Genomic DNA, 25,216 nt, shown 5'->3' with positions numbered 1-25,216 from the left:
GGCCGCGAGGAGCTTGGGGCTTCCGCTCCAAGCGGGGAAATCAGCCGGTCCGCGATGGTTTCGCCGGGGCCGCGGCCGGCCCAGCATCTGCCTCAAGAACCGGAACGCGGTGCGGCGGGGCAAGGATGGTGGCGATGATGCGCATCGCGCCCTAGCGAGCCGGATCAGGCGCAGCCAAGGGTCACGGCGCTGCCTTCCGCGCGTCGCCGGACCTGCCTATAGCGGCATCCAAGGGGGAGAGATGACGACGGTTCTGAGCCAAGTTCGGGCGCTGATCGAGCGGCTGTCGCCCGAGCCGGTCTGCGACGACTGTATCACCGAGCGGCTCGGGCTTTCGGTGCCCGGCCAAGCCAATCACAAGACGCGCGAGCTCGCCGGCCAGGACGGATTCGAGCGGCGTCTGGATGCCTGTGCGCTGTGCGGCGAGACCAGGAAGGTGATCGCCAAGGTCCGCTGATGTCCATAGCCACCAGCGGCATTTCCGTTATCGATCCATCGGACCTTGGCTCACCCCCGCGGCCCCTGGCGCGTGCCGCAGGATCAGGCTGGAACGTAGGTCAGCCTGATCACGTCCCCGTCGATCCGGTCATGGCCCACAAGGCGGAGCGGCGGCCGGGGGCCGGCGAAATAGGGCGTGCCGCGACCGAGCACGACGGGATGCAGGTAGATGCGATACTCATCGATCAGGCCAAGCTCGGTAAGGCTGTGCGCCAGGTCCGGGCCGGCAACTTCGATCTCGCCGTCGCGCTCCTTCAGCGCACGGATCGTGTTCTCAAGATCATCATCAACGAGCGTGGCATTGGGCCCGACCGATTTCAGCGAGCGTGAGACGACCCATTTCGGCTGCTTCCGCCACGCCGCCGCGAAGGCCTGTTCGTCTGCATCCCACTCCGGATGATCGTCGTCCCAGTATCGCATGACCTCATAGATGCGGCGGCCATAGACACTGCCCGCCTGTGCCTCAGCCTCCTTGATGAAGTGGCGGAAGAGCGTGGGGCTCGGCCCGAACGCCATATGATCGACGTAGCCGTCGAGCGACTGGTTCATCCCGAAGACGAGCTTCGCCATGCCGTCATTCTCCCCAAAGGCTCTTTTAGAATAGCTCGTCCAGACGTGTGCAATCCACCGATCCGGACGCGAGGGGGCAAACAGGAACATGGGTACGCGAGGGCGGTTGAGGCGTCGGCGCTATGGATCAGCGCCGTAGCGGAGCCGTGACATGGCCGAACAGAAGAGCAAACCCGACGACGCGCCGGCGGCCAAGGCTGAAAAGCCGACCGAGACTCCCGAGCAGAGCATGGAGCAGGCGCAGGCAGAAGCTGCGAAGGAACGCGAACAGGAAGGCGGATACCAGTAAGCTGATCTTCGCCCAAAACGGCGGGGTGCCTGCTGTCCCAGCGCCTCTGTCGGGCCGAGCCCGATCCAGCGAGAAAGGTCGACATTCCACGAAGCCGTCCGGCTGGCCGCTTTCCCCGGTAAAGCAAACATCTGTTCGGCGGCCGGCGGAATCGGTCAACCGCGCTCTCGACGTTCATCGGCCGCCGCAAAATGCGCCAGCTGATCGGCGTGCGCCTTCTTGAAGGCGGGCCTGGCAACTAGCCGCTCGACATAGGCCTCGGTCGCGGGGCGATTGCCACGGGCACGAATTGCGGGAACGCGCAGAACATCCGCCATCATCAGATCGGCAACGGTGAAGCGGTCTTCCACCAGCCATTCGCGTTCGCTCAGCACGGCTTCCATGTGTTGAAGCCGGCTATCCAGCCAGCCGGACAGGCCATTTTCGGTGTCGCCCGAGAGCCCCACGAACCACCAGGGCACGGTCACCATCTCGATCGAGTTGAGCGCAGCGATCACCCACTGAACCGTCTCAGCCTCGCCGCGCGCGCTCCTTGGCATCAGGATGTCGCTCTTGCGGGCCAGGTGCAGCAGGCACGCGCCGCTCTCGAAGATCCTGATCTGGCCATCTGTCAGAAACGGCACTTGCCCGAAGGGCTGGCGATCGAGGTGGTTCACATGCCGATCGTCGAACGCAACGGCGCCGACGTTGTAACGAAGCCCCGCTTCCTCAGCCGCCCAGCGCAGACGCAGATCGCGGACGAACCCGCGCGGACCTTCGGGCACCCAGTCCAAGGTCCAGATGGTCAGATCTTCACCCATGGGATCGGCATTCCTTCAATCCGCGAGCTTCGTGCGCAGACATGCTCTTAACAGAAACGTCCGGGTTGCACGTGCCGAAGGAACGCCCGCTCCCCCATGCGTGCAGGACCCGGCAGCGACCCGCGCGCCTGTGCCTTGATGGCACAGGCGCGCGGCCGAAATTCAGGAGAGATACGGGCGGCGCGGATGCGCCGCCCGCCGAAGGTCAGGCCGCCATTGCGGATGTCAGCGGCTGCGTGTCGGGCTCCAGAGTCGCCACTTCCACCTGCGCCGGAATATCGGCGGCGGGCGGCTGCTCCACGAGCAGCCCGGCGATCCGTGCATGGGTATCGACCGTGCCCACGCCGCCGCGCGCGGTGTAGGCACACGGCGGGAACGCCATCCAGCGCGGCACCCAGCCCTCGATCTTCTCGCGCCCGTTCACGCCCTCCACATGGTCGCGGATGATGCGTTTGAGTGTCTTTGCCTTTTCGCCCGCATTGGCGCTGGCGACCGGCGCGCCCGCCACCTCGGCCAGCATCTGCCCCAGCACCTCCTTGTCGCGGAGAAGGTCGAAGAACGCGTCGTCGGCCTGCCACCACGCAGCCATGTCGACGCCGATATGGAGCCCGAGCAGCTCGATGACGGCGCTGCCGGCGGCGAGCGTCTCGCCCATGACGACGGCGGCGACATCCATCACCGCCTCGTCGGAAAGGCTCAGCAGCTTCTGGAACAGAACAGCCAAGCGATAGCCGTCGCCATTCCCACCGGCGACGGTCGGCTCCTCGGGCGACAGGCCGAGCAGGTCGAGGACGGCGCGGCGCTTGGCGTCGAATGCGCCCTCGCCCCGGCACGTCTCGACACTCTCGCGCACGGCATCGCCACGTGCCGCCTGCGGCTCGACCCGCACCGTCCAGAGCGGCGAGCCGACGATGGCATGCGCCACCATCAGCCGCAGCGCGACGGCCGGATGCGCGAGAAGCGCGGCGCGCACCGCCGCGTGGCGGTGGAGGTCGACATAGCTCTGGAGGCTGCTGGTCAGCTCGGCCCGTGCGGGCTTGTGCTTGCTATCGAGCGCCTCGCCCCGCTCCTGCCGGCGCGCTTCCTTCCTGGTCACATAGCCCTCATGGAACACGACCTCGCCGCTCGGGCGCACGTCGATATAGACGCGTCCGCCCTTGCGCTTCGGGGCCTTCTCATATTCCCAGCTGTGGAGATATTCGCTCGGGGGCACGACGACAACCTCGCGCCAGCCCGCGTCGAGATAAGCGGCGCGGCGCGCCTCAATGGCGGCGTTCTGCGCCGCCCAGAAGCTCTCGGCGTCTGCGAAATAGCGCTCCTCACCGAAGAGGTCGGAGACGATTGCGCCCTCATAGCCGGCGAGGTCGAACAGCGCATGCGCGGCGTTGATCGACTGGCCGCCGAGCAGCCACGCCTTCAGCTGGTGACCCATCGGCGCGCGGGCGTCGGGATCATCGTGGAGCGCAAGCCATGTCTTCTGCTGGCTCTTGCTGGCCATGGTCAGGTGCCGCACGGTCGCCACATCGATCTCGTCGGCCCGGTAGAGCTGCCGGATGCGCGGCAGGAGATTGCCGAGCGCCAGCACCCGGCGCACCGCCGGCTCGGCCAGCCCGAAGGTCGCGGCGATGCCCTCGACAGTCCGCCCCTCCTTCACCAGCCGCACGAAGGTCTCCCACTGGCAAACCTCGTCGGGGCTGAGGCGGGCAATATTTTCGATCAGCGAGGCCTCGACGGCGGCGGCATCGTCGCCTTGCTCCAATATCGCGCAGGGCAGCGGCTCGGCCTCACCGCGTTCCTCCGCGACGGCCCTCGCGGCATGGTAGCGGCGGCTGCCGGCGACAATCTCGAACGCGTCAGCAGGCGCGCCGGCTGCACCGCTTGCGCCAGCGCTCGGCCGCACGATCAGCGGCACGAGGACGCCGCGTGCGCGGACGGTCGGCAGGATGTCGGACACGTCGGGCGCGTGCTTCTGATGGCGCATGTTGGCCCTGCTGACGCTGAGCTTGCCAAGATCGATGAAGTCGAGTTTCATGATCATCACCTTTTCCTAAGGTGCCGGTCCGTCGTTCTTTCGCGGGGATGGCGGACCGGCTTTCAGATGGCGGCGGGACGCGCCGCCTACGTCATCCACCCATCGGCGGAAGCTCGTCGGTGCTGGTCGCTTGCGCGGCTTCGCAGCCTGGCGCGTCGGCACTGTCGCTGCCCGTCTGGAACGCGAGCAGATAGTCGGCGGCCTTGGCGGCAGCGCTCGCGGCGCGGAAGATCGCGCGGTTGTCGGCGCGCAGCACCTCAATCCAGCTCGCAAGGTAATCGGCGTGGCGAACGGTCGGCGTAACGCCGAGCAAGGCACAGACGAAGGCGCTCGCCATTTCGGCCACATATCCTGACAGTCCAGCCAAAAACGGCGGTTGGAAGGTGAAATCCATCGGTGCCTCCAGCACTGCCCAAAACCCCATGGCCTCCCCCGAGGCGGGGGTGGGCGGCGAGAGCGACCGGAGAGGCCCGCCGAAGCGGCGGGCTGCACCCGCAGGGGCGAAATGCAATGGAGCAGTCCGGCGCAGCCGGACTTGCAGCGCGCCGTGGCGGGCCTAGAAGGGAGCGCCGACCACTCCCGCCTTGAGGGAGGCCCGACGAACAGCGCCGCCGCGCCAGCGGCGACCGCTGGGTGCGGGCGAAGCCCGTGCCGATCGCCTATGCGACTGGGCGGCCGATCCCGAGAGAGAGCGGCCGCCCAGGTCTTCTATCGTTGATGATCGCGAACGCGCCGCGCAGGATTATGCAGGCAACGACCGCTCATACCAGGGCCGCGTCTTCTTCACGAGCGCGACGACCGAGAGCATCACCGGCACCTCGACCAGCACGCCGACGACGGTGGCGAGCGCCGCGCCCGATCCGATGCCGAACAGGCTGATCGCCGCGGCGACGGCGAGTTCGAAGAAGTTGGACGCGCCGATCAGCGCGGCGGGCGCGGCGACGCACCAGGCGACGCCGAAGCGGCGGCTCAGCCAATAAGCGAGCCCGGCATTGAAATAGACCTGGATGAGGATCGGCACGGCGATGAGCGCGATGACCAGCGGATGCGCGATGATCGCCTCGCCCTGGAAACCGAACAACAGCACCAGCGTGGTGAGCAGCGCGATCAGCGATACGGGGCCGAGCGCTGCCAGCAGGCGATCGAGCGCCGGCTGTCCGCCAGAGGCCAGCAGCGCGCGACGGACAAGCTGCGCGGCGATTACCGGCACGACGATGTAGAGCAGCACCGAGATGAGCAAAGTGTCCCACGGCACCGTGATCGACGCGACCCCGAGCAGCAGCGCGACGATCGGCGCGAAGGCGAACACCATGATGACGTCGTTCAAGGCGACCTGGCTCAGCGTGTAATTAGGCTCGCCCTCGCACAGGTTGGACCAGACGAACACCATCGCCGTGCAAGGCGCGGCGGCGAGCAGGATGAGGCCGGCAATATAGGAGCCGATCTCGGCCTCGGGCAGCCAGGGGCGGAACAGATAGCCGAGGAAGAAGGTGCCGAGCAGCGCCATCGAGAAGGGCTTCACCGCCCAGTTGATGAAAAGCGTGACACCGACGCCCTTCCAGTGCCGCCTGACTGATCCCAGCGCGCCCAGGTCGATCTTGAGCAGCATCGGCACGATCATCAGCCATATCAGCACCGCGACGACGATGTTGACGTTCGCGATCTCGGCCGCGGCGACGCGCGCGAACAAGCCGGGCAGCGCATAGCCGAGCGCGATGCCGACGACGATGCAGGCCGCGACCCAGAGGCTGAGATAGCGTTCGAAGGTGCCGATCGCGGGCTTCGCCGCCGCGGCGGCATCGCTCACGCGGCGTCCCCGCGCCGGTTGCTCGCGCCTTCGCCCTGACCGATCTCGCGGACATGTGCCCTCAATGCCATCACGTCGAGCTGGTCGAACGGCAGCGCCATGAACAGCTTGATGCGGTTCTCGAGATAGCGCAGCGCTGTCACGAAGGCGCGCTCGCGCTCGATGTCGTTGCCCTCGACATGGCTCGGATCTTCGATGCCCCAATGGGCGGTCATCGGATGGCCGGGCCAGACCGGACACGTCTCGCCCGCCGCATCGTCGCAAACGGTGAACACGAAATCCATCACCGGCGCGTCCGGCACGGAGAACTCTTCCCAGCTCTTCGAGTGAAGGCCTTCGGTCGGGTAACCGATGCGCTCCAGCAGCCTCAGCGCGTCGGGGTTGACCGCGCCCTTGGGGAAGCTGCCTGCGGAATAGCCGCGGAACCGGCCTTCGCCGAGCTTGTTCAGTGCGCTCTCGGCGAGGATCGAGCGGGCCGAGTTACCCGTGCAGAGGAACAGGACATTGAAAACACGGTCGGTCATTGAACGGCTCCGGGTTGGCAGCAGGCGGCCCTGGTGACCACGTCGGCGAGCGGAGCACAGATCTCCGGGGCGCCGCCGCAGCAATCCTCCATCAGGAAGCCGAGCAGGTCGGTCATGCGGGCATAATCAGCGGTGTAGATGATCGACCGGCCCTCGCGCCGCGACGACACGAGCCCGGCGTGGCCGAGGATGTTGAGGTTGCCCGAGAGCGTCTGCGGGACATGGCCCGTCGCGCGCGCGATATCGCCCGAGGCCATGCCCTCGGCGCCGGCGCGGACCAGCAGGCGAAAGACCTCGAGGCGGCCCGGATGCGCGAGCGCCGAGAGCGAGGCGACGGCAGCGTTCGCGTCCATCAGCAGCACGCCTGCTTTGGCGCGGGCGCATCGGCGGGGCCGCAGCAGGCCGCGGCGGGCTCGGGCAGCACCTCGTCCTCGCCGTAGCTGGTCGCCTCACCGAAGGTGAAGAAGGTCTCCCAGCGCACGCCGGCGGGATCGCGGACCCAGCTCTTGTCCGACTGCGCGTAGCAGCAGGTGGTCGCTTCCTGATCGAACGTCTCCGCCCCGGCGGCCTTGAGGCGACCGGCGAGCGCGCCGAGCTCATCGGCGCTGTCGACCTGGATGCCGATATGGTCGATGCCGGCCGCGCGCGCGCGCTCGGAGATCGCGAAGTTGACCTTGGGATCGTCGAGCATCCACTTGGCGTAGTCGTCCTTCACGACGACGGGCGCGGCGCCGAACAGCGTCTCGTAGAACTGGATCGACGCGCCGAGATCGGGCACGCTGACGTGCAGATGGATGCGCTTCATGGAATGGCTCCTGATAACGACTCGATGACACTACGAGTATATCCGTAATATCATCGAGTCAATGAGCACGACGCTCATGGCTGCTGGGCGTGCATCCAGTCAGCGGCGGCCTGCGCCTTGCTGGCTGCGGTGAAGATCGCCCGCGGCTCATCCTTCAGGAGTTGGAGCCAGGAAGCGATATAGGCGGCGTGGTCGGGCCGCGGCTCGTGGGCGATCCCGAGATCGGCGAGCAGGAACGAGGCGGTCAGCTCGGCGGTCGCTTCCTCCATCGCGAGCGCGTGCCTGGTCCACTTGGCGCTGAAATCCCGGTCGAGCCGATGGGCTGCGCCACTGGCATGAGCGGCCTCGTGAATACGGGTGGCATAGAAGCCGTGAGCGTCGTGGAAGGCGCTGAAATCCGGCATGTGGATGCGGTCTTCGGCGATGTGATAATAGGCGCTGGCCGAGCCGTAGACAGTATCGATGCCGAGGGCGGCGATGAAGGCTTCGGCGGCGGCGAGGCGTTCGCTCTCGGGCAGGTCCGGCCCCGGTTTGGGCGCATAGCCATCGACCTGATCGGCGTTGAACAGGCCGAACGCCTTGGCGAAAAGCCGTCGATGGTCGTCATCGTCGCTGGCGTCGTCGCCCTTCGCGTGAAACTCCTTCCAGAGGACACCGAGGCTGGCGTGCTCACCCTTGCGGACCTGCGCGCCGAGCGCCTGCCACTGGCGATAGGTGCCCCAGACCCCGCTCGCATAGCCGCTGCCATAGGCGGCCGCCCAGAGCGAGACCGTATTTATGCCGCGATAGGGCTTGCCGCTGGCGACGTTGGTCGGGCGGGTGACGTCGGCGCCGGAATGATGCCATGGCATGCGCCAGGTGCCGGTGCCGGCTTCGATGGCGTCGACGATCGCTTGCGTGACGCGAGCATAGACGTCTGAGCGTTGTGAGGCTGACATGATCTGTTCTCCGTTCTCGCGCCGGGGACCATCCCCGGCGGCGGAGGCCCGTTCGCGCCGGGCACAGGGGGGCTCGCGCACCCGTCAGGGCCGCAGCGAAGCGAAGGACGGCGAAGCCGTTGCGCGGGCGCGCCGACCGGCGCAGGACTCCGCCAACAACCGGGGTGGTCTACGGCGCGGGAGGGTCGATCCCGGCAATCACCACGCTCAGGCGATCCAGCTCGCGCTGGAGAGCCTGACGCTGGAGATCGGAGATGCGCCGTTCGCGTAAGTGCGCCCTGGCATCGGCCGCCGCGCGTTCCCAGGCCGGCCTGTGGCGGGCGGTGATGCAGGCGTTGGGACAGCGGGTCGGCTCGCACAGGGCAGTGAGCGGCCCTGCCGGATCGGGGGTCGTCACGCGCTTGAGGCAGAGCGCGGTCGCGGGATCGAAGAAGCAATCCGCGAGCGGGCCGACATGGAAGGTGCGCGCGACGCTGGCGAGCATGACGCGCAGGCGGGCGCGATCGGCGATCATGGCGGGCAAAGGCCCTTGTCTGACGGCGGCATCGTCGAGCGTCCGCGCGATGCGCGGTCCCGCCGGTCCACCGAGCGATGCGCCGCCCTGACGCCGGTCGAAATAGTCCAGCAGATCGTCAATCTGACCGAGCCGACGCTGCGCCTCGACCTCGGCGCGAAACCCTGATGCGCTGGTCCCGGCATAGCCTTCGAACGCGGCGACCGAGGCGTGCTTGTACTGGATCATGCCGGCGATGGTGCCGAACGGACGGTTGGCGATGTGCCACGCGATCGTGCGCCGGAACTGCCGCGTCGTGATGCGCCACGGCTTGCCATCGGGTCCGGGCGGGATGACCGGCTCATCGGGGGTGCCGAAGGCGCTGTTGAGGTGGTCGCGGAAGGTGTTGAGCTGGCGGACCACCTCGCTCGACAGATGCGTCTTGGAGACGGCGCTCGCGCGCAGCACCGGCCAGAGCGTATCGCTGCCGCTGGCGCGCGCCGGCCCTGCCGACAGGCGTTCGAGCACCATGATCGCGGCGGCGACCGGCTCGATCGTCACCCAGCTCGCCGCCTCGCCCACCGCCGCCCGGCGCTTGTAGATGGTCGACCGGATGCGATGGCGCTCGATCAGGCCGTCCTCGCTGCGCGCGATAGAGAGACACCCGCGCCGCATCGCCTGCACCTCGCAGTCGCGCATGCCGGTCAGGTAGGCGCACACGATATAGGCAGCGGCTTGAAGCATCCGTTCCTCGTGTGCGAGAGTCTTCGCATCGAAGCGCTCGCGCCACGGCCGACCGCTGTCAGGATCGATCGTGATCGGCGTGTCCATGCCGCCGACCTCTACCCCCAGCTCGGCCGCCACTGCGTCGATCAACCTCGCTTCACCGCCTGTCAGCAGAAGATGCGCGCCAGGCTCGGCCTGCACGTCGATCCCGACATGGAGATGCAGGAGATGTGCGTTGATCGGTGGGGTCACTGCGCCGGTGTTGGGGTCGACGCGCAGCTTGCCGTTATGAGCGGTGCCCCAGATCGGCGCGCCGCGCCCCTCGCGGCGTCGGCGGCCGAAATAGGCCTTCAGGCGGGTGCGGCGACGTTGCCGGCGATCAGGGTCTGGAAGGCCGGCATCGGCGGCGGCAAGGCGATCCCGGCGCACTTCGAGCCGCGCAAGCTCGCGGCGGGCGGCGAGGATATCGTCCGCGAATATGGTGACGTAGCGCAACGACCAGGCGAGTAGCGCGGCGATGACCTCTTCCGGGAAGCGCGGCGTGCGGTTCTCCCGGACATGGCGGTAGCCCGCAACGCGGGCGGGCGCCTGTCCGGCCCAAGGCTCGAATGCAAGGCCTCCGCTATCGAGGTGGTCGCGATAGTAATAGAGATCTGAGACCACTTCGAGGAGGTGGCCGACGATGACGGGTCGTCGGGCAGGATCGTCACGGAGATGACGGGCATAGGCATCGAGCAATGGCTGATCGATACGGGAAACGTCGAGCCGTCCGAGCCGCTCGCGGGCGAAGGCGAAGAACCGGCGGGCACGGTTGAATGCCTGGCGGATACAGGCGGGTGGTAACTTCGTCCGATAGCCGGGGAGATCGGCGTTGAGGCGGGCGTAGAGATAGGCGCGCATCGCCGCCTGCACATCGGCATGTTCGAGCACGTGGAAATGCACGGTGACGTGGCAGCGCCGGGCGTTCTCGCGGAAGACGGCGGGACCGAGATCCCAGCTCGGGTCGCCGACGCGCGATAGCGCCTCGCGGGTATGGCCTTCCTTGAGTGGCGCGCTCGCCAGCACGGGGCGATCGTCGAAAGCGGGCGCCTGGGCATGAACGGGCATGGTCATGCGCGGACCTCCGGCGGCAGATAAAGCCGTTCGCCCTCCATCTGCCGGCGCGCATCGGTGATGACGGCATCGGAGAAGGCCGGCAGGACCTGGGCGGTGATGCGGGCATGGACGCGGCCGAACTTGGCCGCCCAGTCGGTCGCGGGCAGGCTCAGCCGCTGCTCTTCGACGAAGGCGAGGAAGGCGAGGATCGCGGGGAGCTTGCGCACGGTGATGACGGCGTTGGGGCAATCAAGGCAGCCCCAGAAGGGCTGCGCGCAGGGTGATCCGGCCTCGGCGAAGGGACTGTTGTGGAAGCCCGCGCAGGCTGCGAGCCAGACATCCTGTTCGCCGTCGAGCAACGGACCCACGGTATCGGGCGGCATCAGCGGCGCGGCCTGTTCGGGTGCTTCGCGCAACGTCTGCTCGGCGGTGGGCGGAAGCACGGTCGGCATCGCGGCGGCGACCGCCGCGCGGAAGGCGTCGGCGACGGCCGTCTCGTGCACGGGCCGGAGCGACGGCAGATCGGCATAGTGGCGCGCCGCCACCTCGCGCGAGTGGCCGACCGCGAAGCGGGTCATGTGCCCCTCGGTCTTGGTGTACCACAGCGCCTTGTGGGTCTTGCGGAGCCGCGAGAGCAGCAAGTGGAGCGGCTCGCCGTCGTCATCGACAATAGCGTGCTGAGCTACCCAGGCATCGATCCGTTCCGTCGGGTGGCGGATGCCTACCCGCAGGCCGCCAGCGTTGTGATAAACCCAAAGACGATCGTCGTTCAGATGCTTGCGGGCAATCGCCGTGACCTCAATCAGGCGACGAATCAGACCACCAGGCGTGCCCCCACCGCCATCTCGCACGCGCATGCTCTTGTGCTCGGCGCCGCAGGCGCGGCGCTTGAGATAGCGCAGCTCCACCGTGCCGGCATGGGGGTTGGTGAGACAATCTGTGGTCAGCGTCTTCAGGCACTCGGGCTCGAGGCCGGTATCGAGCGTGAGCAGCACGAGCAGCGCCGGCAGATCGCGCGCAAGCGGGTGATGGCGGCCATGCAGATCATCGATGAGCGTGCTGATCGGCAATCCGCGCCGCATGCGCATGAAATAGAGGCTCTTCAGCGCCGGGTGGTCTGCAACGATAAAGCCCTGCCGCGCGATGATCGCTTCGACGTCGGCCCGCGCTCTGGCGATGACCGGGTCGCCCTCATCGGTGCGGTCGTCGGCACCGAGACGGCGGAACATCGCTTCGACGTCGGTCCTCGCGGCGTCGCGCAACGCGCGGGCGACGAAGGGGCTATAAGCATCGCGTGGGGTCGAGCGGCCCGCCGATGTGGCCAGCGTGTAGCGCAGCCGCTCATGCAGGTCGGGCGCGATCCGATCGGGCCGGTCTGCCTCGATCGCGCGCAATGTGTTGACGATCTTGCCGACCGATATGTGCCGGTGGATCGCGCCCATCCCGCGCTGTTCGAGCGCGGAGGCGAACCCATCGATATGGACTGCACGCAGGTCGTTGACGCCGGTCACCCCCGGCGCACCATCACCAAGCCAGGCGAAGAAGTGACGATAGACCTGCACATACTGCTTGATGACGCTGGCCGCACCAATCGGTCCCCCGAGCGCAGCCGATCGACGCAGCGCGCCGGCGAAGGCGATAGCGAGCGGACGGGGATCGAGTGCGGCCATATCGACCAGGACCGTTCCGCCATGCCGCGCCTCGATGGTGAACTTGAGGCCGAGCACCGGATCGGGCTTCTGTGGCTCCGGCGTGATCGGCGCGAAGGCGACAGGCCGGCCCTTGCGGGGATGGCCGCTCATGCGCCCTGCGGTCCCGGCAGCAGCGCAAGCAGCTCCTCGACGGCCGCGTCCACCGTATCGGCGCGCGTCGCGATATGGTCGAGGTAGATATAGGTGGTGGTGAGGCTGGCGTGGCCAAGCAGGCGTTGCACCTGCTGCAGCGGGTCGCCGAGGATCAGCCGATAGCTCTCCAGCGGTCCGACCGGCAATGCCGCTTCGCGCAACCGCTGCTGGATCAGCAAGGCGAGCATATGGACTGCGAATGTGTGGCGAAGCTGGTGCGGGTTGATCGACAGCGGGAAGCCGTTCTCCGCGCACCGGTTGCAGGCGCGGGTGAAGATCACCTCCCACGAGTTGGGCCGAACAGGCTGCCCTACCTCGGTCAGCCACAGCGCCGCCGGCTCGCGGGGCGATCCATCCTCGTCGTACAGGATCAGGCGGCATCGTTCCTCCGGGGTGCAGATATCGCGCATGCGGTCGAGACCGGCGCGGGTGACAGGGATCGATCGTTCGAGCTTGGTCGCGCCGTCTCGCGCGGCGAACTTGGCCACGCCCGCTGCGCGCTCGACGGCGACGTAAGCGGCAATCTGACGAAGCAGCCGACGCGGGAGCAGGACGCTGCGTCCCCGGTCGCCCTTGGTCAGCGGTGGCGGGAGAGGCAGCCAAAGTTGTTGGGCATCGCCGTCCTCGCGGTCGATCGCCGCGAGCTCGGCGGCGAGCAGGCCCGACGCCTCTTCGAGGCGCAGGCCGGTGGTGACGAGAAGATCGGCAAACAGCGCGTTGCGCAGCCCGTTCCGGTCGCGCGCGCCGGGGCGCTCGGTGCCGTCAGGGGTAAGGCCGCGCAGGCCGACCTCGCGGAAAATACGGTAGTCGTCCATCGTGACGAACCGCACATCTGATCGCCTGGCAACACGTTCATAGGCGTCATTGCGCGCCGCGATCATGCCGCGACGGCCACCATGCGCCGGTCGCCACACGGCGCGGCGGCTGAACGGCGCGTCGGTGATCAGCCCGTGCTGCTCACCCCATCGGTAAAGGCGATCGAGACTGGCGACGGCGCGGTTCCAGCTTGCGGCCGTTATCCGGTGATCGGCCTCGTCGCGGCGTCGCTCACGATGATAGGCGTCGACATCGTCGCGGGTCGCAGCCCACACGGTCTTGCCGCAGGCATCGAGAAAGCGAAGCCAGACAACGACATCATAGGCATAGGCGCGAAGCGAGTGCCGCGAGCGGACGCCCGACAACGGCAGGTCGAGAAAGAAGCGATCCAGATCGGGATCATAGAGCGCGTCGCCGCGCAGGATCAGCGGCACATGCGCATCGAGGCCCCTGGCCTCGCGGCGCTCGCAAACAGTAATGATCGACACCGGCGCGAAGCCCTCCCCCCGGCCCCCCCACCGGGAAGCTGACCTTCACACCGTTGCGCACTATGACCCGGCAGCAATCAGGCTGGCCTCCGCCAGCTCTTGGGTCAGCGCTACGGCCAGCCTGATTACTGCCTACCGTGGGCGTCCATCGCCGACCTTACTGCAAAGTTGCGAGCGGCGCAGACTGTCCAGATAAGGCGATCAGTTCCTCGCGGGCATAGTCCTTGCTGCCAAAGCCATTGGTCATGTCGCGATTGAGACGGGAGGGATGCCCGGTTGCGTGGGTCAGTTCATGCAGGCAGGTCCGGTAGTAATTGACCTGCTCGAAAAAGGCGGGCTGCGGCGGCACCTGCACATAGTCGAGGCTGGGGACATAGAAGGCCTTGTCGCCCCCGACCCGGAAATCCACCCCGCTGGCGGCGATCACTTCCTCGGCGACGGGCACGATCTCTCGTTCGGGCAGCGCAACGGGCTCCGGGGCAAGATCGGGACGCAACCCCTCGCACTGGCCGACATTGAAGACGGTGAACCGCTTCAAAAACGGAACCGTCCTGGCATCCTCACCGCTCTCGCGGGCGCGGGCCTTTTCCGCCTCGGGGGTGAAGCGGTCGGCATAGACCACGGTTGTTCCCCGCTCGCCCTTACGGACGCATCCGCCGGCCTCCTGCGCCTGCCGGAAGGTGAGCCAGCCCTGCGAGGCATAGCCGCGCGCGATGACTTCCATCCACAGGATCAGGACATTCACGCCAGAATAGCAGCGCCCGGTCAGGACATTGCGCGGCAGGCCGGGCACGGGACAGGCGGCGGCACTCCATGGCTGAACCCATGGCAGGCGTCCGCCCTCAAGTTCACTGATGATCCGGGCCGTCACCTCGTCATAGAGATTGGCGCGCTCGGGCGCGTCTTTGGCTGCACCACCCTTTCCACGGGCACTACGGTCAGTCTTACAGGACATATCGATCCTCCATCCCGCCCAAAAACAAAGCCTCCCCGGAAGCGGGGGTGGGCGGCGAGATGCGACTGGAAGGACACGAACAGGCGGGGGCCTGCACCGTCAGGGCGTAATGAAATGGAGCACCCTCGCAGAGGGTTGCTGGCAACCGCGTCGGGTCCAGGAGGGAGCGCTGCCCATTCCCGCTTTACCGGGAGAGGCAAGACCAGCGCCGCCGCGAACAGCGGCGACCATAAGCGTTCCGGACAGCAGGTCCGGGACATGCGCCAGTGATCGTGACCGTAAGGCGTGCGCCGTTGTGGCGCGAGAAGAAAGGAGTGTTCTACCGAACGAAACTTACTGGCACAGTTTCTGCCTGACCGACTTACCGGTGCCGGTGATGAGCCGGCTGAGATTCCGAAAGGGAAACGGGACCATAGCATGTCGGTGAAGGGATCGAAGCCTGACTCCGCAGTCGGGCGGTTGACCTCCGGGCAAGGTGCGCATGGTGAAGACTGGATTGTCTGAATCCCAGTTTCCAGCGGTTAATAGGTGAGCGATGGCGAACGCGGATGACACGCCATTTCGTGCAGGGCGAGGAGCGCGGCCTAGCGAATCGCCGCCAGTCTGCACGGCGCGGCCCCGGTCAGGGGATCAAGGAAACGAACGGGGCACCTAAACGCATCGCGACTCCTCCTCGTGCAACTACGGGATCGCCTAAACAGGCCAGCGTATCGGACCTGCATGGCGACGGAGCCGTCATAGTACTCAAATGCCCGGTGTAATGGCCGGGACAGCCACCGCGAGGTGGACGGACCAGCGGTACAAGCGGCGAGTGATCGCCCGTAAAATTCGCCCGGTACGGGGGAAGGACGGCAGTTCTGCGTAACTCGACCAATCGATGGAAAGGAACTGCTGATGCAGACCGCTATTATCCTGAGAAGGCTCGAAACTCTTCCGGCCCTGTCGCGGGCGGGAAAGCGGGTCAATGGTCTTCACCGTCTGTTGAGATCGTCGCATCTCTATGAACGGGCCTATGTCAAAGTATCCCGGAACCGGGGTGCCGCGACACCGGGCGTTGACGGGCAAAGCTTCGACGGCATGACGCTTGAGAGGTTAGCCAATCTCGCCCGGCAGGTGGCCGATGGCACATACCGCCCCCGACCGGTCAGACGGGTCTATATCCCCAAGGGCAATGGCAAAATGCGCCCATTGGGCATCCCTACGGTCGATGATCGCATTGTTCAGGAAGCGGCTCGAATCGTCCTCGCGCAAATCTATGATCCTGTGTTCTCAAAACATAGCCATGGGTTCCGCACGGGACGCTCGTGTCACACGGCGCTCGAAGAGATCCGTAATACCTGGACAGGCATGAAATGGCTGATCGAGGTGGATGTTCGCGGGTTCTTCGACAACATCGATCATGACATCCTGCTCAGGCTTCTCTCGAAACGCATCGATGATCCTCGGTTCATCGGTCTGATAGAACGGATGTTGAAGGCGGGCGTCATGGACGACTGGATGTTCGAGCGGACCTATAGCGGCACCCCTCAGGGCGGCGTAATCTCGCCCTTGCTGGCCAACATATATCTCCATGAGCTTGATGAGTTCATGGAGGAAATGCGGGTCGGCTTCGATCAGGGAAAAACGCGTAGGGCAAATCCTGCCTATACGCGTCTATCTCGCCAGATCGCCGATTATCGTGCCGAGATCGATGCCCTCCGCGCCGGTGGCGCGGACGATGCCGAGGTCCGCAATCTGTTGAAGCGGATCAAGGCAGTCACGAAGGAAAGGCAGGCATGTTCGTCTGTCGATCCAATGGACCCCAACTTCCGGCGCCTGCGCTATTGTCGCTACGCCGACGACTTCCTCGTCGGTGTAATCGGCAGCAAGGCTGATGCAAAAAGGATCAGGGCTGAAATCGAAGCGTTCCTTCGTGATCGGCTCAACCTTGAGGTGTCACCGGAAAAAACACGGGTCAGTGATGCATCGAAGGGATCGCCGTTCCTTGGCTTCCACGTTTGCGCCTTCACGTTGCGGTCTGCCGGATCAATGGCAGGGCGTCCGAAGGTCGGTGGCGGATCACGTCGTGTCCGTCGCCGACCAACGCGGGGCAATATCAAGCTGTGGGTGCCGAGGTCGCGGGTCTATGGGTTCTGCAGGCGTAAGAAACTCGGCAACCTCGACTTGAGGAATGGCCGGGTACGTCCGCAGTTCCTCGACTCCAGTGTCGCGGAAATGGTCATTGCCTACAACTCAGAGCTACGTGGCCTCGCCAATTATTATGCGATCGCCGACGGCGTGAAAAGCTCGCTCAACGGCCTTGAACTCGTCATGTTCAGGAGCCTACTGGCGACCATCGCGTCGCGGCAGCGCATAACGCGGGCGCGAGCCATGGCAAATCTGAAACTGGGGACGGACTATGGCGTGAAAACCATGGTACGGGGTGAACTGCGGGTCCAGATGCTCTGGCGGTTGAAGCACTTGAACGCTCGGCCTTGGCAACAGTCGGTCGTGGATAACACCACTGTCGGCTCACGCCTTGCGTTGAGCACGAACGACATCATCACACGCCTCAGCGCCCGCGAATGCGAGAGCTGCGGCGATGTTGATGGCCCGTTCGAAGCGCATCATCCCAACAGACTGAAGGACAAGCGGCGCGGCCCGATGACGGCGTGGAAACAATCGGCTCGGCGGCGCGTAACTGTCGTTCTGTGTCGCTCATGCCACGTCCACCTCCACGGCGGCCGGTTGACCAGCGGAATGGAGAGCCGTGTGCATTGAAAGGTGCAAGCACGGTTCGGGGGGAGGCGCTGGAACGTCCTCGAAAGAGGCGTTCCGCGTCGACCCTACGGAGACCCGCAGGGGCTGGGTGCGAAGGCCGACAGGCAGGAGCATAGAGCGCGGTCGCGGCATGCCGCGAGGCGCCAGTGCCTTATGCCATGGTCACTTCACGCCGAAGGTGGATATGGCGGACCCAAGGCCCTCATTGATGATCCAGCGCGCCCGGTCCAGATGGGATCGCCAGCAAGCCTCTGCCCTGGGGTCGGTGATGTCGATGCCCATCAGGCTGGACGCCGCGACCTGCCAGTCTTTTCCGGCATCCGCCGCATCGAGCAGAGCCGCGTAGAGTGCGAGATTATCCCGGTCATATTCGGTGGCGGAAGCATCCACCGGGGCAAATGTTGAAGGGCTCGGCATGACCAGATCCAATTTCAGTCTCGCCATCCTTCGTACATTATAATGCGTACTATCAAAATAGACGAAAGGCTCTACGGTTCAGATGAACCTGTTCGAGCTTGTCGGCACCAACTGCTATTGGATACGCCGTGAGGCTGGCCTCACGCAGGAAGAGGTCGCGGCGCGCATGGGTGTCAGCCACTCCCATTACAGCGCAATCGAAAATGGGCGTCAAAATCTGACATTTGGAACCTTCGACCGGCTATATAAGGCGCTCGAAGTCGGACCAGCTTCGCTGTTTCAAGAAGGTCGTCCGCCCAAGCCTATTCGGGCCTCGCCAACATCGCAGAGCGACGAGTAAGTAAAGATAAATAGCCCCCTGATACCATGGATCGGGCTAGGGCAATAAGCCGCCGACAGGCCGATTTGAGGGATTCGCCGGATGCCTCCCACTCGGCCTCAACCCTGCCGATGCCGAAAAGCGTGATCCCGACATCCCGGATACTGGCCCCTTGCACCAGCGCGTCATGGACGCGCAGCGCCAGAATCGCGCGCTGATGATGCCGAACGCGCGAACGGCGTTGCGGTGGGATGGCCCCGGTACGCTGAAAATGCAGGAACCGCCGCAACGTATCGATCATCGGATCGACTGAATCTGCGCGATGGATATCGAACCGCAGGGCGACTGGCCCATCAAGCAATGAGCCTGACATGATGTCCAGACGGAGAGAATGCAGCCCATCGCGCAGCAACAGGTTCTCCCCGCCTGTCGGCTGCTTCACGACCGTCGCCCGCGATGACCATCGTCGCAGAGCGAATGATGTGGCCTCATCGGATGCATGCAATGGAACGGCATCGACCCTGAGCACGGACGGATCCATCCGCGCACCCCAAAGCATCGAACAGTCAGAAGACCGCAGATGGGGATCGCCGATATGAAGGCATCCCCATCTTGCGACGACGGCAAGCGGTGCTGCTTCGATGACCGTCACGCCCTCGGGCGTGGACCAGCGTCGAGCAGGCTCCATCTGGCAATAGGCCGGATCGCGGCGCAGCCATTCCCATGCCAGACCGGACACATCGACCGATGCCAGATGTTCATAATCACTGGCGTCGGGCCGGATGCGATGCGGGACACCCGCCATCGCAAATGGCCCGTTCTACCGTGCCTCAGCCCATCTCGCCCATCTGCGCCCTGACAAAGACCGCGGCGGCCTCGATCTGGTCGGGCCGCAGTGCATCGATCGCCGGGATGAAGGTCGGAACATCATCTCGCAGGAGAATCGACGGGCATTGGCCCTCGACATTGCCCAGATTGGGCCGGTGCTGGGCATAGCCGACAAGACTGGCCAGTTCCGGCGAGAAGTGCCGTGCCATGGCGGGCGGATAGACCAGCCATTGCAGTTCGAACGGCTTCAGCCAGCCGAGGCAGTAGCTGATGATGATACCGCGCCGGGGAGCGCTGCTCCTGTTGCCGCCGCCGCCATGCAGCGTCGATCCGAGAAAGATCAGCGCGTCGCCCGGCGACACCGAAGGCACGATCGCCTCCTCTTCGGGAAGCAGTGCGACATCCTGATCGAGATGGCTGCCCTGCCAGAGGCGGGTGCCGCCATTGTCGTCAGTGAAAGCCGTCAGCGGCCACATGACATTGACCAGATATTCGACCGATCCTTTCGGCCCCTGCCACATATCCTGATCGCGATGTGGCAGTTGCGGCAATGCGCCGTGATGGATCTCGATCGCCTGGGTGAGGTTGAGGGCGATCCGCTCGCACCAAGGCAGCAGCATGCGCTCAACCACCTCAAGAATCAGCGGATGCATGACAAGTTGCGCCGCATACGGCGACCGCGCCAGCAATCCGCCGAAGCGGCGGGTCCGGGCGCCATAGAATGCACCCTGGCAAAGCGGCGTCGCCGCGAATGCCGGTTCGAGATCCGCTTCCAGCGCCCGGATCACGTCGCCACCGAGCGCACCCTCAATGGCACACCAGCCCTCACGATAAAGCTGCGCCGCATGGCGATCGGCCAGCGCGCTCATGCCGCCATCTCCCGGGCCTGATCAACATAGGTGCCGGTCCAGCCGAGACGCACGGGCGTATCAGCGCCGATATGCACCATGAAGGCTCCGACCGGGCCACCGGGCATGCGCACCGCCGGACCGAGTGGCTCGGCGCGCCAGCCCATGGCCAGCACTTCCTTGCGGAAGGGATCGGGCAGGACGCCGGTATAACCGTCGATACCCCGTTCCAATGCCACATCAACCATGGCGGAGATGAGCATGTTGCGCAGTTCGCGGCGGCGTTCCGCCCCATGGCGCTGTGGCAGACAGAGTCGGGTGCTTTCCCATATCGCCTCGCCGCTCGGCACGCCGATCGGGCAGAGGTCACGAAAGACCGTGTCGATCATATGCGGCTGAACAGTCGGCAACAGCCGGAGTGAAGCCTCATGCTCGCCGTCGCCATCCGCGATTACGATATAGATGGCATGTGCGGTATCGAACTGGTCGATCTCATATTGCCCATCGACCACCGGCACATCCCAACCGAAAAGATCGACGAACAGCCGCTTGCGGTCTGCGAACATGGACTGGAGCAGAGCGCGGCAATCCGCCGCCAGATGGTTATCGATGACATGGATCATGGGGATCTCCGTTCGTGGTTTTCACGCACGAAAGGAGCAGCCGGAGCGCACCCAAAATAGACCGAGCAATTACTCGGGTTGACGTCGCAGCTCGTGGAGATCGACCTCTCCCGCGAGGACGGCGCTGACGACCAGTTCGGTACGATCATGAGCGTCAAAGAGACGCCGGGCTTCAGTCAGATAGCTGTCGACGGTGCGCGGTGTCAGGTCGAGGGCGCGGGCAATCCGCTTATTCGAATAGCCCCGACCCGCAAGCACAACACAATCGCGCGGACGGGGATGCAGACGGGGAGGATCAGCAGGAAGCGACAGTTGCGACCGTGTCAGACGACGCGCTGCTTGAAATGCGAAGATGCCGATAAGTTGTACCAGGCCCAGGTACCGGCCCGCATGGTCGGGCTGCTTTATGCCCGCGAGGGTGCATGAGCCAATACGTTCACCGATCCTGACGAAAGGAACGGTTATTCCCTCGTTCAATCCTACTGTCCGGCCATGATCGAGGCTTTTTCTATCATGGCGATCCAGCTTTATGATGTTTGGAAGCTCTGACCAGAGAAAGGCACCATCGGCGAAAATACAAGCCCTGATGATCGGATCGCGACGAAACAGGCGCTGACGGAAAAGACGCTCCCTCACGGCATCGGGATATTCGGAGACATCAATGGTGCCACTCTTCGCGGGCTCCAGCTCATCGTGATGTATGAGCGCGAAGAAACGGAAACCAAGTTCATGAGTAATCGCGTGCATCACGAAAGGCAGGCCTGCCAATTGCTGCAAGGCCCGCACTTCCCTGATGAAATCATCGGCCAGATGGAACATGCTGCCAGCACCGCCCATCCCGATAAAATATTTCGGCTACCTAATTCACGCGCTACGCCAAAGGCCCAGTTTCTTCTGAGCTGCCCGGTCCGAAAACCAGAATATAGTCAGATCTGCTTCGGCCTTTAGTTCAAGAGGCATCCAGGATGGCACAATGAACATGTCCTTCTCGGTAAGTTTGAAGCGTTCGCCACTGATAATCGCCGCCCCACTGCCAGAGACCACGGTGCCGACCATACCGTCGGAAGAGCGCGCTGACTTTGTTGACATCCCGCCCGGCACCAGTTGCGCGAAGCAGGAGATGGTGTCGAGAACCGGCCCACCATCGGTAGGGTTAGTAAATTCAATCATGTGAGCATGGCGCGGGTCCGGTGCGTCACTGCGCATCTGTTCGAGTGTCGCACACCACTGCTTATAGGGATAATGATAGAGGCCGTAGCGGGTGGTGTCGTAGTCCGAAATTCCCGTCAACGGACGCGCGTGATTGCCAAAACGCACGAAGCCATCGCCGGCCGGACGAGTCTCCGGATGGACTTTCCCGTCGAAATGATTGGCGAAGCTCGCCTCGAAAAGCTGAACAATACCGAGATCGAGGCCATCGAGCCAGACCACGTCCTGTTCGGTAGTATTGCCATGATCGTGCCAGTGCATCGCCGGGGTCAGGATCAGATCAAACGGCTCCATATAAACCTTCTCGCCGTTGACAGCGGTGAACGCGCCCCCTCCCTCGATGATGAGACGCAGTGCGTTTTGGCTATGACGGTGACACGGAGCTATCTCCCCGGGCCGGACGAGCTGAAGTGCTGCGAAGAGACTGCGCGTGATAAGCGATGATCCCGGAAGGCCCGGATTTTGGAGGATAAGGACGCGACGCTCCGCTTCCTCTGCCGTGATAAGCTCGCCCGCAGTCCGCAGGTGCTCACGCACCACGGAGTAATTCCAAAGGGCTGGTTTCGCCGGCCCATCAGGCTCCGGCTTTACGAAATTACCCATGACGTTCCAGAGCGCCGCAAGGTCGTCCCTGGCGATATCTTTGTAGAACGCCTGCCGCACTTCCTCAACGTCAGACGGGGCGTGTTTGATCGACGTAGCAGTCATGTTGTGGTTCCTCAATATGGTGGAAACGGCAGCGCGTTCAGGGTTCGAGCCGAACCGGCAGTCGCGCGAGGCCGCGAAAACGGGCGTTGCGGTTGAACTCGGGCGTCCCACTGCGTTCGATGCGCGAGAAGTGCTTGAGAATTTTTGGCAGGGCGATGCTGGCCTCCAGGCGCGCCAGGGGGCGGCCGATGCAGACGTGGATACCCGCGCCGAATGCCAGATGTGCATTTGGCTTACGGCCAATATCCAGCCCATCGGGATTGTCGAAAACACGTTCGTCCCGGTTCGCCGCGGCCGGGCTGATGACGACCTCGGTGTCGGCGGGGATTACGCCGCTGGGCACCTTCACCTCGCGGGTCGTGCGGCGGCCCTGCAACTGCAAAGGAGAGACGAAACGGATCAGTTCCTCGATCGCGAAGGGAAGCAGTTCGGGTTGATCGCGCCATCGGCTGATCTGATCGGGATGATCGAGCAGCCCGTTGAGGCCAACGCCCATGAGGTTGGTCGTCGTTTCATGCCCACCATTGAGCATGAGGATGCACATATGCAGGATCTCGTCTTCCGAGATTTCGTCACCCTGCTTCTCGGCATACACCATGGCCGAGATGATGTTGTCGGTCGGATCGAGGTCGGGACGGGCGCGTGCTAAATGGATGAACGGCCGCAGGTAGTCCATGAACTGCGTCGTCGCGGCATGGCCCGCATCGATATCGTCCTGCGACACATGGGGGTTGAGTACGAAAAGGATCTTCGCCCCCAATGTGTGGAGGTAGTAGCCATCCTCGTTCGGCACTCCCAAAATACGGCAGATCACCGAGATCGGCAGGCCGAAGGCGAAATCCTTGACGAAATCCAGCTCTCGCATCTCGGTGGCATTGGCCAGCAGTTCGTCAACGCGGGTGTCGATATAAGCTGACAGGCGTTCGATAGAAGATTGCGTGAAGAACGGGTTCACGATGTGGCGCAGGCGGTCATGAGCCGGCGGATCGCGGAACAGCATACCGGACGTATGATGCTGGAACACCGGACCATTGCCGAAGCGGCGCTCGAACTGCTCGCGCTTGTCGACAAGGCCGGTCAGGTCGCGCCAGAGTGCCTTCACGTCGCCATAGCGCGTCAGCAGCAGGCTGCCATCGGCATTCTGATGGATCGGGTCTTCGTCCCTCAGCTTCTTGAACCACGGCGTCGGGTCCGCGAAATAACTATCGGGCAGGGCAAATATGTTGATGCTCTTCGCATCGGCGGGGACCGCCGTCTGCACCGATGTGGTCAGTTTGTCATTGTTGGCCATGGGAAATCGTCCGCGTTGAGGGCATGTGAGATCGGGTGTCAGAACTGGCTTTCGGGGATGGTCACCCGCAGGCCGTCGAGCGCGTCGGAGATGACGATCTGGCAGCTCAGCCGGCTGTTGCCCTTGCGATGGGCGGCATGTTCTAGCATGATCGTCTCGGACTGACCGATCTCGCCGATCTTGTTTGCCCATCCCGCATCGACATAGACGTGGCAGGTCGCGCAGGCGCAGGCACCTCCGCATTCCGCATCGATGCCGGGGATCATATTGTCGACGGCGGCTTCCATGAGGGTGAGGCCATTCTCGACCTCAAGCTCATGAACATTTCCGTCGGACTCGACAAAAGTTACTTTCGTCACTGTAGTTACTCCGTGAAAGTGGGGGCTGTCGCGCCGGTGCAGACCAGCGCCTCGTTCAGCGCGGCGCGCGATGTCATGAAGGTCGCCGGATCGTTGACGCATTCGACCGCACGCAGCGCATCACCAATGAAGTGGCGAACGCTGAAACTGCCGCTGGCCAGCGAACCGATGACCTCGGATCGTTCGGCGCCGATCAGCAGACCAGCGCTCTGGAGCTTGAACTCATACTGGTCCGACCAGAACCACGGTGTCGTATGATAGGGGCGGTGCTTGCCCGTCATGCCGGCAGATGCGGCCTTGGCTTGCTCGATCGCGTTGTGCACGGATTCGAGGCGGATGACGCTGCCATAAATCGGCGAGCGATGTGCAGCGCAGTCGCCGACGGCGTAGATGTCGGGATCAGACGTGCGGGCATGATCGTCGACGAGGATGCCGCCCTCGACAGTCAATCCAGCCTCTTGGGCCAGCTCGCTGTTCGGGATTGCTCCGATGCAGACGAGAACGAGATCGGCGGGCACCGTTCGTTCGTCACCGAGCTGGACACCTTCAACGCGTCCAGTGCCCCAGAATCCATGCACAGCCATGTCGAGAGCAATCTCGACGCCGCGAGCGCGATGGGTTTCCAGATAGAAGTCAGAGATTGCCGGGCTTGCCACACGGGCGAGCAGCCGGGAGGCCGCCTCGACCAGATGGACTTCGACGCCGAGCGAGCGGGCAATGGCCGCAACTTCGAGGCCGATATATCCCCCGCCCACTATAACGAGCTTGCTACCGGCGCTCAGTTCAGGCCGCAGCGCAGAGACGTCGGCTAGCGAACGCAGATAGAATATGCCAGGTAAGTCAGCGCCAGACACCGGGATCGGTCGCGGACGCGATCCGGTCGCCAGCAGCAGCTTCCCAAACGGGATGGCGGGCGCGTCGGCAAGCACGACCATATGGTTTTCGCGATCGATCGCCGTGGCGCGCGTGTTCAGGCGGACGTCGACGCCATTCTGTTCGTAGAAGCGTGGCGGCTTCAGTAGCAGGCGATCAGCCGCTACTTCACCCGCCAGCATCTTCTTGCTCAGCGGCGGACGCTGATAGGGATGATAGGCTTCGTCGGACACGAGGGTGATCGAACCTTCGAAGCCATCGCTTCGCAGGTTCGTCACCGCTTGTGCGGCCGCTTGCCCAC

25 protein-coding genes and 1 pseudogene are annotated in these 25,216 nt (G+C 64.5%); 4 read left to right on the top strand and 22 right to left on the bottom strand.

Features of this window, described 5'->3' with window-relative positions; genetic code table 11:
* Window positions 1-241 precede the first annotated feature (241 nt).
* Window positions 242-457 carry a hypothetical protein gene (locus CMV14_RS13235; RefSeq protein WP_066970051.1) on the top strand — a complete coding sequence of 72 codons (216 nt, stop codon included), beginning with the start codon at window positions 242-244 and terminating at the stop codon, window positions 455-457.
* Between the two features lie 83 nt (window positions 458-540).
* Here the strand turns inward: CMV14_RS13235 and CMV14_RS13230 are convergent, their stop codons facing one another.
* Window positions 541-1,068, bottom strand: coding sequence for a dihydrofolate reductase family protein (locus CMV14_RS13230; RefSeq protein ID WP_066970053.1), 528 nt, complete (start codon window positions 1,066-1,068; stop codon window positions 541-543).
* Window positions 1,069-1,219: 151 nt separating this feature from the next.
* Here CMV14_RS13230 and CMV14_RS26770 point away from each other — a divergent pair, with 151 nt between their 5' ends.
* Window positions 1,220-1,357: a hypothetical protein gene (locus CMV14_RS26770; RefSeq protein ID WP_176489161.1), complete on the top strand. Its 138-nt coding sequence runs from the start codon at window positions 1,220-1,222 to the stop codon at window positions 1,355-1,357.
* A gap of 155 nt (window positions 1,358-1,512) precedes the next feature.
* On the opposite strand, the gene CMV14_RS13225 is transcribed toward CMV14_RS26770, so the two are convergent.
* The 12 genes and pseudogenes from CMV14_RS13225 to CMV14_RS13170 all read right to left on the bottom strand — a co-directional run.
* Window positions 1,513-2,121 (bottom strand): glutathione S-transferase family protein, encoded by a 609-nt coding sequence (locus tag CMV14_RS13225; RefSeq protein WP_238147297.1) that lies wholly within the window; start codon window positions 2,119-2,121, stop codon window positions 1,513-1,515.
* A gap of 241 nt (window positions 2,122-2,362) precedes the next feature.
* The gene (locus CMV14_RS13220) at window positions 2,363-4,189 is read right to left on the bottom strand and encodes a ParB/RepB/Spo0J family partition protein (RefSeq protein WP_066970070.1); all 1,827 of its coding nucleotides are present in this window, start codon (window positions 4,187-4,189) and stop codon (window positions 2,363-2,365) included.
* A 91-nt stretch (window positions 4,190-4,280) separates the two neighbouring features.
* On the bottom strand, window positions 4,281-4,613 hold the full coding sequence (locus CMV14_RS13215; RefSeq protein WP_408014328.1) for a zincin-like metallopeptidase domain-containing protein: 333 nt from the start codon (window positions 4,611-4,613) through the stop codon (window positions 4,281-4,283).
* Window positions 4,614-4,931: 318 nt separating this feature from the next.
* Window positions 4,932-5,996, bottom strand: coding sequence for an ACR3 family arsenite efflux transporter (gene arsB / locus CMV14_RS13210; RefSeq protein WP_066970392.1), 1,065 nt, complete (start codon window positions 5,994-5,996; stop codon window positions 4,932-4,934).
* A complete protein-coding gene (locus tag CMV14_RS13205; RefSeq protein WP_096367739.1) occupies window positions 5,993-6,520 on the bottom strand; it encodes an arsenate reductase ArsC in 528 nt (175 codons plus the stop codon). The genes arsB and CMV14_RS13205 overlap by 4 nt, the downstream gene beginning before the upstream one ends.
* Complete coding sequence (locus CMV14_RS13200) at window positions 6,517-6,873, bottom strand: ArsR/SmtB family transcription factor (RefSeq protein WP_066970295.1); 357 nt, start codon at window positions 6,871-6,873, stop codon at window positions 6,517-6,519. The genes CMV14_RS13205 and CMV14_RS13200 overlap by 4 nt, the downstream gene beginning before the upstream one ends.
* Complete coding sequence (locus tag CMV14_RS13195) at window positions 6,873-7,325, bottom strand: ArsI/CadI family heavy metal resistance metalloenzyme (RefSeq protein WP_066970291.1); 453 nt, start codon at window positions 7,323-7,325, stop codon at window positions 6,873-6,875. Before CMV14_RS13195 ends, CMV14_RS13200 begins: the two co-directional genes overlap by 1 nt.
* Before the next feature lie 74 nt (window positions 7,326-7,399).
* On the bottom strand, window positions 7,400-8,263 hold the full coding sequence (locus CMV14_RS13190) for an ArdC family protein (protein ID WP_066970288.1): 864 nt from the start codon (window positions 8,261-8,263) through the stop codon (window positions 7,400-7,402).
* 169 nt (window positions 8,264-8,432) lie between these two features.
* Window positions 8,433-10,595 carry an integrase gene (locus CMV14_RS13185; protein WP_066970285.1) on the bottom strand — a complete coding sequence of 721 codons (2,163 nt, stop codon included), beginning with the start codon at window positions 10,593-10,595 and terminating at the stop codon, window positions 8,433-8,435.
* A complete protein-coding gene (locus CMV14_RS13180; protein ID WP_066970282.1) occupies window positions 10,592-12,379 on the bottom strand; it encodes a hypothetical protein in 1,788 nt (595 codons plus the stop codon). The genes CMV14_RS13185 and CMV14_RS13180 overlap by 4 nt, the downstream gene beginning before the upstream one ends.
* Window positions 12,376-13,725: a tyrosine-type recombinase/integrase gene (locus CMV14_RS13175; RefSeq protein WP_096367745.1), complete on the bottom strand. Its 1,350-nt coding sequence runs from the start codon at window positions 13,723-13,725 to the stop codon at window positions 12,376-12,378. The genes CMV14_RS13180 and CMV14_RS13175 overlap by 4 nt, the downstream gene beginning before the upstream one ends.
* 163 nt (window positions 13,726-13,888) lie before the next feature.
* Window positions 13,889-14,680, bottom strand: a pseudogene (locus CMV14_RS13170) (ArdC family protein); the annotation flags it as partial.
* An 894-nt stretch (window positions 14,681-15,574) separates the two neighbouring features.
* On the opposite strand from CMV14_RS13170, the gene ltrA reads away from it, so the two are divergent.
* Entirely contained in the window at window positions 15,575-17,440 is a 1,866-nt protein-coding gene (gene ltrA / locus CMV14_RS13165) for a group II intron reverse transcriptase/maturase (protein ID WP_066970370.1), read from the top strand.
* A 162-nt stretch (window positions 17,441-17,602) separates the two neighbouring features.
* On the opposite strand, the gene CMV14_RS13160 is transcribed toward ltrA, so the two are convergent.
* Window positions 17,603-17,869 (bottom strand): hypothetical protein, encoded by a 267-nt coding sequence (locus CMV14_RS13160; RefSeq protein WP_331251121.1) that lies wholly within the window; start codon window positions 17,867-17,869, stop codon window positions 17,603-17,605.
* 70 nt (window positions 17,870-17,939) lie between these two features.
* On the opposite strand from CMV14_RS13160, the gene relB reads away from it, so the two are divergent.
* Window positions 17,940-18,197: a type II toxin-antitoxin system RelB family anti-toxin gene (gene relB / locus CMV14_RS13155; RefSeq protein WP_066967565.1), complete on the top strand. Its 258-nt coding sequence runs from the start codon at window positions 17,940-17,942 to the stop codon at window positions 18,195-18,197.
* Here the strand turns inward: relB and CMV14_RS13150 are convergent.
* The 8 genes from CMV14_RS13150 to CMV14_RS13115 form a co-directional block, all read right to left on the bottom strand.
* Window positions 18,160-18,981 carry a DUF2285 domain-containing protein gene (locus CMV14_RS13150; protein ID WP_083216048.1) on the bottom strand — a complete coding sequence of 274 codons (822 nt, stop codon included), beginning with the start codon at window positions 18,979-18,981 and terminating at the stop codon, window positions 18,160-18,162. The genes relB and CMV14_RS13150 overlap by 38 nt on opposite strands.
* A 25-nt stretch (window positions 18,982-19,006) precedes the next feature.
* Window positions 19,007-19,873, bottom strand: coding sequence for a phytanoyl-CoA dioxygenase family protein (locus tag CMV14_RS13145; RefSeq protein ID WP_066967568.1), 867 nt, complete (start codon window positions 19,871-19,873; stop codon window positions 19,007-19,009).
* On the bottom strand, window positions 19,870-20,475 hold the full coding sequence (locus CMV14_RS13140; protein WP_066967571.1) for an acyl-homoserine-lactone synthase: 606 nt from the start codon (window positions 20,473-20,475) through the stop codon (window positions 19,870-19,872). Before CMV14_RS13140 ends, CMV14_RS13145 begins: the two co-directional genes overlap by 4 nt.
* A 69-nt stretch (window positions 20,476-20,544) precedes the next feature.
* Window positions 20,545-21,294, bottom strand: a complete 750-nt coding sequence (locus CMV14_RS13135; protein WP_238147031.1) for a helix-turn-helix transcriptional regulator — start codon at window positions 21,292-21,294, stop codon at window positions 20,545-20,547.
* Between the two features lie 45 nt (window positions 21,295-21,339).
* The gene (locus tag CMV14_RS13130; RefSeq protein ID WP_066967576.1) at window positions 21,340-22,392 is read right to left on the bottom strand and encodes a cupin domain-containing protein; all 1,053 of its coding nucleotides are present in this window, start codon (window positions 22,390-22,392) and stop codon (window positions 21,340-21,342) included.
* 37 nt (window positions 22,393-22,429) lie between these two features.
* The gene (locus tag CMV14_RS13125) at window positions 22,430-23,494 is read right to left on the bottom strand and encodes a cytochrome P450 (protein ID WP_202820851.1); all 1,065 of its coding nucleotides are present in this window, start codon (window positions 23,492-23,494) and stop codon (window positions 22,430-22,432) included.
* Between the two features lie 227 nt (window positions 23,495-23,721).
* The gene (locus CMV14_RS13120) at window positions 23,722-24,042 is read right to left on the bottom strand and encodes a 2Fe-2S iron-sulfur cluster-binding protein (protein WP_066967578.1); all 321 of its coding nucleotides are present in this window, start codon (window positions 24,040-24,042) and stop codon (window positions 23,722-23,724) included.
* A 5-nt stretch (window positions 24,043-24,047) separates the two neighbouring features.
* On the bottom strand, window positions 24,048-25,193 hold the full coding sequence (locus CMV14_RS13115; protein ID WP_238147030.1) for an NAD(P)/FAD-dependent oxidoreductase: 1,146 nt from the start codon (window positions 25,191-25,193) through the stop codon (window positions 24,048-24,050).
* Window positions 25,194-25,216: the final 23 nt, after the last annotated feature.

The organism is Rhizorhabdus dicambivorans (genome assembly GCF_002355275.1).
GTDB lineage: Bacteria > Pseudomonadota > Alphaproteobacteria > Sphingomonadales > Sphingomonadaceae > Rhizorhabdus > Rhizorhabdus dicambivorans.
Note: the sequence above shows the minus strand (reverse complement) of the source record. Positions and strands in the feature narration are given on the sequence as shown.